This window comes from Geomicrobium sp. JSM 1781026 (genome assembly GCF_041949955.1).
Taxonomy (GTDB): domain Bacteria; phylum Bacillota; class Bacilli; order Bacillales; family Marinococcaceae; genus Geomicrobium_A.
This window is the reverse complement of the sequence record NZ_JBHFQF010000003.1, coordinates 1-15,804: the sequence shown is the minus strand read 5'-3', so window position 1 is coordinate 15,804 and position 15,804 is coordinate 1. Positions and strand designations below refer to the sequence as shown.

Genomic DNA, 15,804 nt, shown 5'->3' with positions numbered 1-15,804 from the left:
GGCCTCTCTCAGGCCGACAGGTTGCTCGCTTATGGGCATTGAATCTGCGCTCCACTTGGAGCAAACTGCGCGCAAGTTTAGCGGAATGAGTCCCAAAATCGTTAAATTAGGCAAACTTGCGCGCAGTAAGTGTGGCACCGCGCTACCCTTCCAACCCAATAACCAACAGCCCAAATCAGGAAGACCTTAAGTTTGGTCTATATAGAAAGGAAAGAAACTTTAGGATCATTCGGAATAAATTCGAAGAAATGCCCTAAAGGAAGATTTATACAGGTTTAATATCTAATGAGGCTGAATTCGTACCATTGACCTTAGATTATGCTCCCTGAAAAGTAGACACTTAAAAAAGTGAATTAGAGTTAATCCTCCCTTTTCTGTGGACGATCTTACGATCAGCACTGTCTTTTCCAGGTCCTTTTTCCGCAGGCGTTGCAGTCTTTCGTTCCAATCAAATTGTATCCATTTGATTGGAACTGTTTTAAGAAAGATATAATAACACTTGTTTTGTTGGCTAATCTAAGGATTTATGAAATTGACTCAAATAAGTTACTAAGGAAATTTCGCTATCATTATATTTTCTTCTCTATCTTGTGCATATTAAAATGTCATTCCATTCAAAATTTTTAGTGTTATTACAAGATATACGGTTGACGATGGTTATATATTCTAGTAATTTGATCATTGTGTATTAATATTAAAATTTTAAATTATGAGTGATCATATTGAAGGATATTATAGACGTTCTTAGTAAAGAAAAGTCATACCGAAGATTGGTTTCTGCAAATTTTATAAGTGGTATTGGAGATTGGTTTAGTAGTGTAGCTATACTAAGTCTTTTACTTCAAATTACGGGGTCCGGATTAGCGGTTGGGATTACGTTAGCAGCCAGGACGTTACCATTTCTTATTATGGGGCCAATAGCAGGATACTTGACGGATCGAGTTAACAAGAAATTAATTCTAGTGATCTCTGACTTTTCTCGGATTTTTCTTGCGTTGTCATTATTACTCGTTAGTTCAGAAGATAACGTTTGGATTGCATATGTTGTTACGGTGGCCTTAGTGTTCTTTTCAGCATTATCCATGCCTGCAAGACAAGCACTTATCCCTAGAATTGTTAAGGAAAAAAACATCCCTATTGCGAATTCCATCGATCAATCTTTAGGTGGAATTAATATGACGCTTGGTGCTTCAATAGGTGGCGTTGTCAGTGCCCTCATTGGAACTCAGTTAGCTTTTATTATGAATGCCTTAACATTTCTTGCCTCTGCAATTTTAGTACTTAGGATCAATTTCTCATCAGAAGAAGAACAACATTCCGAGAACGAATCTCAAATCGTACACACAACTTTTTGGCAAGAATTTAAAGACTCTCTACTTATTAAGATTGTTGCTATCCAAGCATTTTTGTGGCCGATCGGGGGCGGCGCAATCAATGTGTTAATAGCTGTATACGGCTATCAAACATTTGGAGCAGGGGATCAAGGAGTTGGAATTCTGTATGCATCATTAGGGATCGGTTTCTTAATAAGTGGAATGGTCGCCCATTTGTTCAAACGGTGGTTAATCTATGCTGTTATTTTTGCATCTGTCATTGAAGGCGGAGCCCATATGGCAGTCAGTCAATCACCAAACTTATGGATAGCAGCTTTTTTTATACTTCTCGCTACAATTGGTGCAGGAATTGGTAATGCATCATTTACGTCACTAACAATGCTTGTTGTACCAAAATACGTACATGGACGAGCTTTTGCATTAAGTGACACGATGTCCAATGTGATGATGGCAGTTTCTATGATGAGTACAGGTGTTCTACTTGAATTTTTTTCAGCAACGACCATAGGATTTTATGCCGGACTCTTGATCATCATCACATCATTCACCGCTTTACCATTACTGACTTTAAAACCGTCAGACAAAGTGATATTCAAAGCGGAAAGTTAAATGAATTCAAAGTGTATGGTTTTTCGGGCTGGAATGTAAGTATAAGTAGTTAAATGCACAATCGGCAGGGGTGCATTCATTATATGAGTAAAGGGAACTTGACAATGGGCTTCTTCGTGCGCTATCGTTTGTTCAAAGCACTAATGAGGAGAGATGCCGATGTCTAATTCCCGTCTGCCGGTTATAAACGCGTTCTCTGTCGCAGGAATTCTCATCGCTCTGTTCGTGTCTCTTTTAATGCTCGGCACGGGGGCGGTGAGAGGATTTGAATTTATCTTTTTAGGCGTTGCAATCATGTGTTTTTGCCTTAGCTATTTACACCCGCAATTTAAAGAAAATGATGAACGTGCTCGCAAGATTAAAGAGCGAGGCATGTTTTATAGTTTTTTCATTATGCTCGGTGTGGTCATCGTACTGATTACAATCGTCCTCTTTCAAGTCATTCAAGTAGGCGTACTGCAAATCTTAGGCTTATTAGCGGGGATTATGATTGCAGTAATGTATGTATCTTTCGTTATATTAGCTCGAGTTTATTGATTAAATATTGTTGTAAAGTAAATTCTCGAGTGCGATTTTGGGACATTTGAAGTGTAGGTCACCGTTCTTGTCTTCGGTTTATTCATTGTCTTATCTCCACGTCCTTAATGGATGGTGACGATCATCGAAAAGGGGAGGGTTATTTCCAATACAACCTCCGATATAATATAAAGTTCTTCTCATTGATTATTTTTTGTTTTAGTTTTATTGATATACATAATTATCCAAATAACAATACAGAAAATAACTCCTAAAAAAATTCCTTGAACTAACAATTCAATAATATGCCTCAATCCGAGATTCATTTCACCTCTAAATAAGCCTATAAGTAACGAAAAAAATAGATATACAAACGGAGCAATTATGATATAAAGAAAAGCTTTTTTAGTAGTCACAATAATCACCATCGCAGTATTAATTTGTGTTTAAATTCCAACGAGTTTGGATAAGTGTATTAATTTTCCTGCTATTTTATTTGTGTAATTTTGAAGCTCCCTTAACGATATCATAATGGCAAAGTTATACGACTTAAGGTAACTCACCTAATTATCGTAATTTTAAAAATATCTGCAAATACAATGTTAAAGGCTAACATGTTTAAAGAAAAGGATTAACTTATAGATCCATGGGGATCGATTGTAGATAATCTTTTAAACAACTGGGGGGTAACTTAAACCTCACAATGCTGTAATTCATCTGTTGCAGGTCGTACGGGAAAATGTCTTTTTAGTGCAGAATAATAATACATAGATCTATCCTCCATTCGTTTTTGAAAAAATAATGTGAATGATATATATGAACGAATTTCATAACTACCCGCCTTCGTCTCCCAAGGTTTTCACGCCACGAAAAAAGGAGTACCTCCCCAAACAGTCGAATGAGCTAAATACCCACAAAACTCTAAAGACTGGAGGAAGACTCCCTTATGGCTATTATACGACAAGCGAGCCTGTTTGACCTGCAAGATTTATATGAATTTGAACCTCCCCATCGATTTGATGAGGTATTTTTGGCGATCAATATTGATCCGATCTTTTGGGTGGTTTCGAAAAAATCCCGGTAAGGTGCGCCTTTACAGCTCAACTATCCGGCGATGATTCATGCGCTTCTCATTCGAATTCTTGAGCGAATACCAACGATCAAAGACTTGGTTCGCCGTTTGCGCCACGACGTGAAGTTCCAACTCGATTGTGGGTTTCTCGTCTCGGATGCCGTCCCTTCTGAAGCCTCGTTTTCACGTTTGGTCACGAAAATCCAACACGCGGAGGTGCTGGAATCCGTTCAATCCGATGTGCTTGTCCAAGCCTTTACGGAAGGGTTCATTACCGATGACACCGTCGCCATCGACGCCACTCATCTAAAAGCACGGGACTTAGCGCCCGTAAAGGAAGAGAAATCTGAGCAGGAAGCTTCACGTCAAGCGCAGGCAGAAAAAGAAGCGGAATGTACGCTCTACGATAAGAAAATTGAAGACCAGTTGGACGTCTCGGTTGATCTCTTACGGGCGGAGGTGCCGATGGATCCCAAGTGGGGCATTAAGAAAAACAGCGAAGGCAAGAATGTGTTTTGGTTTTGCTATAAAGGGCACTTTGCTGTCGGAGCCCAAAGCCAGTACATCCTGCAATCGTTGTTCTCTTCGGGGAACTTGAATGATGGAAAAGCCGCGATTGCTTTACTCAAAGGTGTGAAAAAGCAACTGCCAGACCTTGATGTCACGTATTATACAATGGATGCTGGTTATGATGCCCCAGCCATTTATCAACAGGTCCATCAAAATGGATCTCGCTCCGTGATCGCTTATAACAAGCGCAACGAAGCGGAGGCCCTCGGGTTTGACAAGCATTTCGCACCGACGTGCGTCCGGGAACATTCGTATCGCTACGACAGCTATGATCCTCAATATGAAACGCTCAAATATACGCGCCCAAAAGAATGTGCGACATGTCCACTTGCCAGGGATTCCTTATGTCAAAAGGTATACAAAGTGAAGATCAAGCAAAACTTACGTCGGTACAACGCTCCAGCTAGAGGGTCCAAGGCTTGGAAAACCATCTACAATCGCCGAACGGCGGTTGAACGTGTGATTGGCTACCTCAAAGAGTTTTTTCAATTGAACAATATTCGCTATCGCAAGGGAAAACGAGCGAACGTGCATTTCGACCTCGTTCACCTGCTCTACAATGGGTCAAAGCTCGCTTGTGATCGACTGACGGAACGTATGAACGAACAACACGCTTAAATTTTTGAAAGCAACCTTATTCAGATAGGATTTATCTGTGCTTTTTAAAGAGGAAGACTTATGAAATTGATTCAAATACCTCAACCAAATAAATAGAAATAAGGATAAAAACTACTGTTAACAATTTAGAGCGACATATACGGGTTAAGTCATGTCTCAAAACTCTATGATTTTAATTTATTAGAACTTATAGGAATTATTCAATCATAATTGGGGTAATCTTTAAATAAGATTTTTTTATAGGGAGGGGCTAAAATGCTTTTAATTAGGAACATCTTAATAGTCATCACAATTATTGCTCTTGCATCGTCATATGTAATTGCATCTCTTAATTTTTTTGATTTTTTGCCTTTTCTTTTAGGAGCTATATTAGCAATTCAAACTTATACAGAGAATAAAGATAATAAATATTCGAAAAAAATTATTTGGATTAATTATAGTTTGGCGATAATCTTTATATTGTTAGGTTTGTGGGGGATTATATTTGTATAAAGATATGAAAATATTATCTGTTCTGAAAAGGCAAAATTGAAGATTGCTCGCACCTTTTAAAAAAACAACCCAATACTACATGGGGAATCAGCCCCGAGGATATGAAGAAGACCACAGACCTCATTGAAGAGACAGTACAAAATGGCGTAAAAAAAGCCCGCGCCTATTGTGGTACGGGCTCATATAAGTAATACTAAAGAAATTCTTCACGAATCAATGGCAAAGCGACCGTTAAAGCCTAAAGTTCAACGTCGCCTATTCAGTAACGTTGGATGTAACGAAAGGCGGTGACGCACTTGTAGTCTGGACTGCAAATATCAGCCTGTAATGGAGAGCAACAACTAACACAAAATCTAGAGTTCATCCTAAGTAGCATAATAATAAAAACACTTCGCAAGCGCTTCGCCTGCAAAGTGTTTTTATTTTCAGTTATTTTTTGTTTACATATGTAAACATTAAGAGTATGATGAAAAAAAACAATGATGACGAGGAGGTTAACGTTGGACTATCGGAAGAAAATGTTTAGAGGGGCAAAGATCGAGGATTGTATTGAAGACTTTATTCAGATGGAAAAAACGACACGGGAGCAAATGAACACTGACGAACAAAATTTGTACTTCGTATCTAAAGGTATGAACGCGGCGTATCGATATGTTGTGAATCGCATGGTCCGTGATTTTGAATATGAAAAGGAGAGATTGTCGTTGGAAGAACAGTTGGAGAGAGTGAGGAATCGTTTTCAAAAGCTATCTAAAGATAATATTGAGCAGAGCAAGGTTCCTTTAGGGGAAACGATTAAAGAAAGCGATTATCGGGATGATATACCAGAAGAGGCAATTGAAGAAGTGAATAACTTGAATGAGCATTTCCAACAAGGGATGTTTGAAGGGATTGCGTTCGCATACGAACAAGTGGGGAATTATATTTCCATTATGCTTCATCATTCCACGGCGCTCACTGAAAAAAGCATTACAGATCTCGTTCAACAAATTGAACAAAATCATTTTGCGAATGTAGCGATTTCAGAAACAGCTGTTGAATCGTACCAAGACGGCTTCGCAAACGGAGCAAAATCTGGATTCAATATGGCTTCTTGGGAAATCAAGGATACATTTAACACGTAGAGCGTCTCGGTTGCTTGTATCCATTTTAACATCTCGTTTTACGCGTGACATGCAGTCACGCGTTTTTCCATTTTCGAATCACCCAATCAACAAACTGTTGAGACAAAAAGATGCTCACGATGAGGTTTACAATTAGCATGCCTAAGCTCACAAATAGAACAAGGGCACGATGCTGAAAGATCAAGTCTAGCAGGTTAGCTCCAACAACAGTAAATCCTCCAAACAACAGGAAGAATGTCACAATGACCATCACGGTTCGCAAAAGAATTCCCTCCTTATTTCACAGAAAATCAGTTTTGAATTTTTAGATAGGGGAAGGGGTACATACGTTGATTTGCTCGAAGACAATTGTTCAAATTAAGCATGACAAGCGTATCACAACGTCGCGTCCCTAGTAAAAGAAAGGGTGATGCCAAGTGTTTAAACGAGAAAGGCGTATATTTGGTTCTAAAAGAATTGCGAGAATTGTGTTCTTTTCAGCGTTAGGTGTAGCGCTCTTCGTCTATGTCCCCTTTTTGATTGGCGGAGAAGTGTTTGACTATGATACTGAATGGCTTACGAATTTCATGGATACGATTGCGTTTTGGAACTGACATCCCTCGAATGTTAACGGGTCTACCCCTGTTTAACATCAAGCGAATGGGGGTATCTTCAAACAGGTGATAAACATGAAAACATGCCATGTGTTCGTTTCCGGTGGAGGGGTTGGTGGGTTGACGCTTGCTTTGAAGCTCGGGCTTTGCGGTATTTCGGTTATTGTCGCAGAGCGGAACCGAAGAAGAAGCCCGCTTTACAAAGGGGAGTTGCTCCAACCAAAGAGTATTGAAATTCTCCACCGACTTGGATTAGGAAAGCAACTAGACGTTTCCTCGTTCCCGGTTGAAACGTTGCGCACACAAGAGTGGAATTGGAATCATAATGACGGTTTTATACGCAATGAAAGTCGCCTTAGCTACAAGATTTTGGCGCACCCGTTTAACGAAGCGCGGATGATTCCTCACGAAGAACTTCGTGACCTTCTCATTGCCCAGATTAAAAAGCTTCCTAGTGTGGAAGTGATTCGTCCCGCGAAATTTACGGGATTTCAAGATGATCAAGCAGTGATTACCACAGGTGGTAAGGAAATGAAAATCTCGGCCCACTATTATGTCGGAGCCGAAGGCCGTGGATCAAGGATGCGCAAGGCGATGGGCATTACAAACGAAGAGAAGAAATACAATCATCATTTCCTGACCGCTTCTTTTCCTAGGCCCGCGTCATTGACAGATGGGTTTGTCTTTGGGGCGGCGCACTCGTTCCTAGGATTATTTCCTTTACCCGACGAGCAAGTTCGTTCTGTATACATGATCCCCCCAGGCAGTTATCGACAATTTAAAGACCAGCCGATTACGGATTATTATGATTTGCACGGGCAATACGTCCCTGAACTTCGTGAAACGATGACGACGATTAAAGAGTGGCGAGACGTGCAACTGATGATCCCATTTCGCTTTCAGTCTCCCAGATATACGAGAGGACGAATGGCCATTTTAGGAGATGCTGCACACTCGGTTCACCCAATGGCCGGTGAAGGGATGAACTTGGCGATTCAAGATGCTGACGTATTAAGTGAACTGTTTTGTTGGATGGACGAACAGGGAAAGTGGCGAGACGAACGCCAGCTCGGTTGGTACGAATCCGTTCGAAAGCCTCGTGTTGATCAGATGATTGCATTGAGCCACCGTTCGGCTTTAGCCTATTCCTATCACAATCGGGCGTTTCGCTTACTTCGTAAACGTGCGATCACAGCGATGGAAGAGCGACCGCTTTTGCATTTTCAACAAATGCTCAATGTTTCAGGTTTGGGATATGCAAAAGCCAATCTATTGGATTGGTCCAATCATTTAGATGTGTTACCTGCGATCGACCGAGGTGGAGTATACCCAACAAGCAAGCAGAATCCGTACTTTTATACCGATAAAGATGACTACCCTTTTAAGTATCAGTGAGGAGCTGAAGAGATGTTAGTAAATGAAATCGTACGGATGAACAATGCCCGCAAATGGATGAAGAGCAATGAATCATTTTTGCCGACATGGCATGCGTATATTGGCTATCGATATGGGCTTTTTGATCGCCTAGAAAAGCCAATGCCCATATCAATGTTGGCTGCGGAAGATCAGTTAGATGAACAATTGCTGAACTGCTGGGTAGAAACAGGTATTGCAGTTGGGCACTTGAAAAAGAAAAGCAAAGACCGAGTAAAGAGTGTGAAGTCCATCCGCAAGCAAATGTCCAAATTCGATAAATCATCTGTCGGTGTACTCGTTGAAGAAATGATGAGGCTTCACATTCCGACGCTGTTGGCGTTTGATCAGAAACTGTCAAAAGATCCGCACCCCGATGAAGACGACTATGGCCATGTTGTCGCGGAGACGAGTGCTCTTATTGAAACCATCGCATATCCTAAACTGAACAGCGTCATTAAAGATACGAAGGCAAAACATATTCTTGATCTAGGGTCTGGGTACGGTGGCTACTTGAACCGGATTGCAGCTGACCACCCCGACTTATCGCTTACAGGTATAGAAATTAATGAAGCCGTCGTTCAAGAAGCGGCTCGTAGAGCCGACCACAAGCATATTCGTTTTAAACAAGAAGACATTTTGAGTGAAATCGAACACGACGAACGCCCAGACCTCATCATGATGAATAACGCTTTGTATTATTTTAATGAAGGAGAACGATCAAAGATCTTTGATTATATTTATCGTAGCCTCGTTTCAAAAGGAAGCTTCGTCATGATTACGCCCCTTGCCGATTCCGAAAAAGGGTTAGCATTTCCAGCGGCATTTAACAGTTTCATGAGCGGGCACGAAGACATGCATCCACTGCCAACGAGAAAAGAAATTAAGCAACTTGCGGATACACAACGGTTCAAAATTAAAAACGAAACGGCTGTCGTAAAAGAAGGCGGTTGGCATTTCTTCCATCTCACAAAAAAAGATTAAAAAAGGGACTGCCTGAAAACGAGGCAGTCCTTTGTTGTATTCTTATGTGATTACGTGTAAAATGAAATAGTGATTCATAAAATTTGTGAATCATTCATACTTGTTCATTATCATTATATCAGATTATATTGTCTAGTGTCAATGATGACTTTTTAAGGGGTGTTTGCATGGAATCGAAAGAAGAACAACAGGAACAAGAGCGACTCTCGCGAGTCATTGACGTCATTCAACGTCAAAAGCAAGCGCGTATTGACGAAGCGGGCTTATCGAAGCAAGAAGTCATTGACATGCGAAAGACGTTTTGGGACGAAGTGACCGTCAACTTAGATGAACCTGATGACATTATAGAGACAGAAGCGAGCATCCGACAACGAGCAGAACTATTAGGTGAGCATGAACGCTCTTATCAACGTTTCACGAAACACATTCGAACGTTGGAACGACTGGAAACCTCCCCCTATTTCGGGCGATTAGATTTTCAGGAGACTGGTGAGTCGAAAGAAGAAGCCATATACATCGGCATTGCTTCATTAGAAGATGAACAACAACAAGAATTTCTCGTCTACGATTGGCGTGCCCCGATTTCTAGCATGTACTATGACTACGCCCCTGGAGCTGTGAAGTTTTCAAGTGGTGACGGAGAAGTGCATGGGGAGATGACGAAGAAACGCCAATACTTGATTGAGCGCGGCGAATTAAAAGGAATGTTTGATACCGGACTGACAATCGGCGATCAATTATTGCAACAGTTGCTCAGTCAGTCTTCCTCTGATGCAATGACGAACATTGTAAGTACGATTCAGCGAGAGCAAAATGCGATTATCCGAAATGAGCGCTCACGCATGCTAATCGTCCAAGGTGCAGCGGGCAGCGGGAAGACGTCTGCAGCGATGCAACGCGTCGCGTATTTGCTCTACAAATACCGAGAACAATTTGATAGTGCGAACATGTTGCTGTTATCGCCGAACCCTCTTTTCAACCGATATGTATCTGGTGTGTTACCGGAACTCGGGGAAGAGAACTTAAAGCAAACGACGTTCCAACATCATATTGCCGGCCGCCTGCCAGATGGATGGACATTGGAAAGTCCGTTTAGGCAAATTGAGCGTTTGCTCACTGAAGACGACGCTAATATTCGTTACGCCGAACCGGACTACATCCAAGAACTCGATCGTTTCATTGAGCAACTGAATGAAGAAGGGATGAAATTTACTCCACTCGTATTTCGCGGTGACGTATGGAAATCGGGCGAGGACATTGCTGATCTTTTTTATTCATATGAAGATCACATCTCGACTCCGAACCGGCTTGAATTAATGGCTGAACAACTTGAAACCGAACTGAAAGCTTTTGAACGAAAAGAAGCGGACCAGCCGTGGGCAGAAGAACAAGCGCAGATGCAACCGAAAGATGTGTATAACATTGCGTCCAAAAAAGTAAGACAAAAATTAGGAGAAAACCCGTCAAAGAGTGACCAGTTAGAAGAGGAGCGTCTCGTGCGTAGGTTTGTCGTTCGTCAATCTGCCAAGCCCGTATTTAAGCAAATCGAAGCGTATGACTTTGTCGATATCACGTCATTATACGAGCAGTTTTCCGGGAGAGATTTAACGGACCGGTACATGCTTTATGAAGACGCTGCTCCGTACTATTACTTGACCGATCAAGTGAAAGGTCGTCCGCACACAGCAGACATTCGTTTCCTCTTTATTGATGAGGCGCAAGATTACACGAACATGCAAATCGCATACTTGAAAAACCTTTTCCCGCAAGCGCGTATCACGTTGCTCGGTGATATCGATCAAGCCGTTCATCGTCATACAGCAGAGGGACTATCCATCCTTTCAACCGCTCAAGACGAAGAAGAGAATGTAGAGCAAATTACATTGTTACAAAGCTATCGCTCGACAGCAACCATCATGAATTTCGCAAAAGAATTGCTCCCGAATGAGTCGAACGTCATTCCGTTTCAGCGTGAAGGGACATTGCCAACTGTGCGTCAATTTCAAGATCGCTACACTTATGAAGATGCACTAAAGCAAGAGGTTGTCGCTTGGGAAGGACGAGGAAAACTTGCCATTCTCACAAAGACGATGGATGAAGCCCAGCAATTGCTTCATGATTTGCCAGATGGTGTGCAACTCATTCAAGAGCATACCGACAGCTTCCGGGAGAATGTGCTCATCGCCCCGGCGTACCTTGCCAAAGGCATTGAATTTGACCGCGTCATTATTGCCGAAGTGACCGAGGAAAACTACCATACCGCCCGCGACCGCCACATGCTCTACACGAGCGCTACTCGGGCAATGCACCAATTGGACGTATTCGTAATTGGCCAGCTGCCAAGCTTTATCGAGCATGTTCCGAGTGATCGCTTCCGACTTATAGCCGAGTAAAATGAAAAAAAGCGACTGCTGCGGCAGTCGCTTTTTGCTTCGGGTGTGCCCGGCATGTGCATGGGCTCTAGGGTTGGAGTCCCGCACGGCGAAGGTCGTTGTAGCCGTTAGCTGAAGACAAGGGTGTCTGGGGTGACCCAGAATCTGAAGGAAGTTGGAGGCAAATCTCCGCCCCGAGGAACACAAATCTCATAAAAGGCGGGTTTTCTTGGATGAGACTGCCTGACAAGTCAAAGTCCTAGCGACCGAAGGGGAAGCACGTAAATGAGGCGGGGACATGGAGAGGAAGGACATGCGCTTACCCGGGGAGGTCTGGTGAATACGCGGAACCCTTCCCGTAAGCGTTCATAGGAATGAACGTTGAATCACCAGAAGTCAGCCGAGGTCATAGTACTCGCCAGAGCTCGAGAGCGAGGAAGGACCGAATCTGTTATGGAATACGATCGCTTGGCGTACGTCCCGCGCAAAGAAGCAGAAACACCCAAAGTGAACCTACCCATCGGGAGGAAGCGGTGAAGTCCGCGGGGGACCGACGGGAGGGCGGAGCGTGTGGACCACACAAGAAGACCGATCGTAAACGAAGAAGGAGTTTTGTATCATGATGAACGCGATTCTATCCCGGGAAAATCTCCTCCAGGCGCTAAAGCGTGTGGAAAGAAACAAGGGCAGTGCCGGTGTCGATGGGATGACCACCGAATCCGTGCGATCCTTTCTCTTGGACCACTGGACACGTGTCAAACGGGAGATCGAGCAAGGAACCTATGAACCGCAACCCGTCCGACATGTCGAAATCCCGAAACCGTCCGGAGGCAAACGGGTCTTAGGCATTCCAACCGTGATGGATCGCTTCATCCAACAAGCGATTGCCGAAGTATTATAAGAAAAACAGCGAAGGTAAGAATGTGTTTTGGTTTGGCTATAAAGGTCACTTTGCCGTCGGAGCCCAAAGCCAGTACACCCTGCAATCGTTGTTCTCTTCGGGGAACTTGAATGATGGAAAAGCCGCGATTGCTTTACTCAAAGGTGTGAAAAAGCAACTGCCAGACCTTGATGTCACGTATTATACAATGGATGCCGGTTACGATGCCCCAGCTATTTATCAACAGGTTTACCAAAATGGATCTCGTTCCGTGATCGCTTTTAACAAGCGAAACGAAGCGGATGCTCTCGGGTTTGACAAGCATTTCGCACCGACATGCGTCCGGGAACATTCATATCGGTATGACAGCTACGAACCTCACTATGAAACACTCAAATATGCGCGTCCAAAAGAATGTGCGACATGTCCACTTGCCAGGGATTCCTTATGTCAAAAGGTATACAAGGTGAACATCAAGCAAAACTTACGCCGATACAACGCTCCAGCTAGAGGGTCCAAAGCTTGGAAAACCATCTACAATAGCCGCACGGCGGTTGAACGTGTGATTGGCTACCTCAAAGAGTTTTTTTAATTGAACAATATTCGCTACCGCAAAGGAAAACGAGCGAACGTGCATTTCGACCTCGTTCACCTGCTCTACAATGGGGCAAAACTTGCTTGTGATCGTCTGACGGAACGTATGAACGAACATCACGCTTAAATTTTTGATAGCAAACTTATTCTGATAGGGTTTATCTGTGCTTTTTTAAGAGGAAGACTTATGAAATTGATTCACATAAGCTATAATAATATTGAACTCACCTTTGATCTTTATACTAAAAGAATTATTGTGAAAAGAGTATAAGGCTTTGATGGTTTTTGTACATTGTGATCCTCTAAGGGGAGCGTCAAGAAGTTTGTGTAAATGGAAAGCCCTATTCTTAGTATGTAATCACTTATGAAGCTTCTATTTGGTCAAACATTTCCATTAATTCGGCTCTGGCTTTATCAAACCCACGATGGCATCGAGTTGAGAATTTTTGATTGTAAGGTTCAAATTGACTGACTAAAAAGCGTTCAATGGAGGACTCATTAGGGAATTGCTCTTTGCGCTTACTGTATTTTTAAGCTGTTTGTTAAACGATTCGATAAAGTTTGTCGAGTAAATGCTTCGCCAAATCGCTTTAGGGAAGTCATAAAATGTGAGAATATGCTCGTTCTGTCCAAGCGATTTAACGGCATGAGGATAAGCTCTTTTCCATTTTGCTATGAAAGCATCAAGGGCTTCTTGGCCTTCTTTCTGACTCGAAGAACGATAGACTTGCTTGAAGTCCTCGCACACTTCCGCACGATCAGAGGCTCTTACTTTATGGGCAAGGTTACGAGAAAGATGGACGTAGCACGCTTGATAACGTGCGGATGGATAAATCTGTTGGATGGCATCTTTGATGCCTTTTAACCCATCAGAAATAAACAATAGAACGTCTTCAACGCCACGTTCACTCAGATCTTCAAGGACTTCTTGCCAAATAAATGCGGATTCTGTTTGCTCAATCGTATACGCCAAGACCTCTTTTGAGCCATCTTCTTGAAGGAAAATGACTAAATATACATATTATTTTGAAATAGTGTCACGTTTAACCGCAATGAAGGTGGCATCTAAATAGATGCACACATACCTCTTTGAGAGCGGGCGTTCTTTAAATGCGTTCACTTGCGTTTCTATCGTTTTGGTCATGTTTGAGAGGGTTTGAGGAGTGTAATATTGGACATACATACGCTGCAACAGGTCAGCGATTTCACTGGTCGTGACGCCTTCTTGATACATATGCATGACGAACGACTCAAGGGTTTCATTCGATAGCTTGTAAGGAGCGACGGTTTGTTGGCGAAAGTCGCCGTTTCGATCTCTCGGAATCATGATTTGAAGGTCACCAAACTCTGTATGAAGCGTACGAGTGTATGTCCCGTTTCTCGAGTTTCCAGAGCCAAACCCAACACGATCGTATTTTTCGTAGTCCAAAAAGCAGTGAGCTCTGTGACTAAAAGGGTGTTTACAGCTTTTTCTAAATGAGAACGAAACACTTCGTTTAAATCTTCTTTTCGAACTAGAGCTTGTGCAATGTCTGTAGTAAAATCAGTCATAAGGGAATCCTCTTTTCTGTGAATGGGTTGTGGTGACTTAATTCTACTCGAAAAGGGCTTCTTGTTTTCGTGCTTTTTATACATTTACACAAGATATTTTACGTTCTCCCTCTAAGCATTTAGATTTAAAAATTTGTAAAATTAATTCAATATAAATAAACATATTTTTTTGATAAATATGTTTATAAATTTCCCTATTGGGTATTAATGAGGATAAGGAAGGAGGGTCAATAATCAATAAAGCTTGATTACTAAAAAATGAACGAATTTCATAACTGCCTGTCTTAGCCTCCCAAGGTTTTCACGTCACGAAAAAAGGAGTACCTCCCCAAACAGTCGAATGAGTTAAGTGCTGACAAAACTCTAAAGACTGGAGGAAGACTCCCTTATGGCTATTATACGACAAGCGAGCCTGTTTGACCTGCAAGATTTATATGATTTAGAACCTCCCCATCGATTCGATGAGGTATTTTCGGCGATCAATATTGATTCGATCCTTTGGGTGGTGTCGAAAAAATCCCGGGAGGGTGCGCCTTTACAGCTCAACTACCCGGCCATGATTCATGCGCTTCTCATTCGAATTCTTGAGCGAATCCCAACGATTAAAGACTTGGTTCGCCGTTTGCGCCACGACGTGAAGTTCCAACTCGATTGTGGGTTTCTCTTCTCGGATGCTGTCCCTTCTGAAGCCTCGTTTTCACGTTTGGTCACGAAAATCCAACACGCTGAGGTGCTGGCATCCGTTCAATCCGATGTGCTTGTCCAAGTATTTATGGAAGGGTTCATTACCGATGACACCGTCGCCATCGACGCCACTCATCTAAAAGCACGAGACTTAGCGCCCGTAAAGGAAGAGAAATCTGAGAACATGAAGGAATCCCCTACAAAACGGGGCCGCAAAACCAAAGCCGAGCAGGAAGCTTGGCGTCAAGAGCAGACAGAAAAAGAAGCGGCGCTTTCGCTCTACGATAAGAAAATTGAAGATCAGCTGGACATCTCTGTTGATCTCTTACGGGCGGAGGTGCCGATGGATCCCAAGTGGGGCATTAAGAAAAACAGCGAAGGCAAGAATGTGTTTTGGT

The 15,804-nt window shown here is 42.5% G+C and carries 9 protein-coding genes and 4 pseudogenes; 11 read left to right on the top strand and 2 right to left on the bottom strand.

Features of this window, described 5'->3' with window-relative positions; translation table 11 throughout:
* Positions 1 to 722 precede the first annotated feature (722 nt).
* The 4 genes and pseudogenes from ACE1TF_RS05390 (at position 723) to ACE1TF_RS05375 (ending at position 6,335) form a co-directional block, all read left to right on the top strand.
* Entirely contained in the window at positions 723 to 1,943 is a 1,221-nt protein-coding gene (locus ACE1TF_RS05390; RefSeq protein ID WP_375014945.1) for an MFS transporter, read from the top strand.
* 159 nt (positions 1,944 to 2,102) lie between these two features.
* Entirely contained in the window at positions 2,103 to 2,480 is a 378-nt protein-coding gene (locus tag ACE1TF_RS05385; protein ID WP_375014943.1) for a hypothetical protein, read from the top strand.
* A 925-nt stretch (positions 2,481 to 3,405) separates the two neighbouring features.
* Positions 3,406 to 4,719: pseudogene (locus ACE1TF_RS05380) on the top strand (transposase).
* A gap of 992 nt (positions 4,720 to 5,711) precedes the next feature.
* The gene (locus ACE1TF_RS05375) at positions 5,712 to 6,335 is read left to right on the top strand and encodes a hypothetical protein (RefSeq protein ID WP_375014941.1); all 624 of its coding nucleotides are present in this window, start codon (positions 5,712 to 5,714) and stop codon (positions 6,333 to 6,335) included.
* 55 nt (positions 6,336 to 6,390) lie between these two features.
* Here the strand turns inward: ACE1TF_RS05375 and ACE1TF_RS05370 are convergent, their stop codons facing one another.
* On the bottom strand, positions 6,391 to 6,597 hold the full coding sequence (locus ACE1TF_RS05370) for a hypothetical protein (RefSeq protein WP_042404274.1): 207 nt from the start codon (positions 6,595 to 6,597) through the stop codon (positions 6,391 to 6,393).
* A 154-nt stretch (positions 6,598 to 6,751) separates the two neighbouring features.
* Here ACE1TF_RS05370 and ACE1TF_RS05365 point away from each other — a divergent pair, with 154 nt between their 5' ends.
* From ACE1TF_RS05365 to ACE1TF_RS05340, 6 genes and pseudogenes are all read left to right on the top strand, one after another.
* Entirely contained in the window at positions 6,752 to 6,928 is a 177-nt protein-coding gene (locus ACE1TF_RS05365) for a hypothetical protein (RefSeq protein WP_375014939.1), read from the top strand.
* Positions 6,929 to 7,003: 75 nt separating this feature from the next.
* A complete protein-coding gene (locus ACE1TF_RS05360) occupies positions 7,004 to 8,323 on the top strand; it encodes an FAD-dependent oxidoreductase (protein ID WP_375014937.1) in 1,320 nt (439 codons plus the stop codon).
* 12 nt (positions 8,324 to 8,335) lie between these two features.
* Positions 8,336 to 9,325, top strand: coding sequence for a class I SAM-dependent methyltransferase (locus ACE1TF_RS05355; protein ID WP_375014935.1), 990 nt, complete (start codon positions 8,336 to 8,338; stop codon positions 9,323 to 9,325).
* Positions 9,326 to 9,492: 167 nt separating this feature from the next.
* Positions 9,493 to 11,718 carry an RNA polymerase recycling motor HelD gene (helD, locus tag ACE1TF_RS05350; protein ID WP_375014933.1) on the top strand — a complete coding sequence of 742 codons (2,226 nt, stop codon included), beginning with the start codon at positions 9,493 to 9,495 and terminating at the stop codon, positions 11,716 to 11,718.
* Positions 11,719 to 12,313: 595 nt separating this feature from the next.
* Positions 12,314 to 12,595 (top strand): annotated as a pseudogene (locus ACE1TF_RS05345) (group II intron reverse transcriptase/maturase); the annotation flags it as partial.
* Positions 12,585 to 13,298: pseudogene (locus tag ACE1TF_RS05340) on the top strand (transposase); the annotation flags it as partial. The pseudogenes ACE1TF_RS05345 and ACE1TF_RS05340, both read left to right, overlap by 11 nt.
* Before the next feature lie 235 nt (positions 13,299 to 13,533).
* On the opposite strand, the pseudogene ACE1TF_RS05335 reads toward ACE1TF_RS05340, so the two are convergent.
* Positions 13,534 to 14,722, bottom strand: a pseudogene (locus ACE1TF_RS05335) (IS256 family transposase).
* Positions 14,723 to 15,110: 388 nt separating this feature from the next.
* On the opposite strand from ACE1TF_RS05335, the gene ACE1TF_RS05330 reads away from it, so the two are divergent.
* Positions 15,111 to 15,804: transposase (locus tag ACE1TF_RS05330; RefSeq protein WP_375014931.1), on the top strand; the 694-nt coding region annotated here is incomplete at its 3' end.

What these genes read in the sequence shown, in the direction of transcription:
- ACE1TF_RS05360 (WP_375014937.1), top strand. Translation starts at nt 7,004, where the DNA reads ATGAAAACATGCCATGTGTTCGTTTCCGGTGGAGGGGTTGGTGGGTTG.
- ACE1TF_RS05385 (WP_375014943.1), top strand. Translation starts at nt 2,103, where the DNA reads ATGTCTAATTCCCGTCTGCCGGTTATAAACGCGTTCTCTGTCGCAGGA.
- helD (WP_375014933.1), top strand. Translation starts at nt 9,493, where the DNA reads ATGGAATCGAAAGAAGAACAACAGGAACAAGAGCGACTCTCGCGAGTC.
- ACE1TF_RS05355 (WP_375014935.1), top strand. Translation starts at nt 8,336, where the DNA reads ATGTTAGTAAATGAAATCGTACGGATGAACAATGCCCGCAAATGGATG.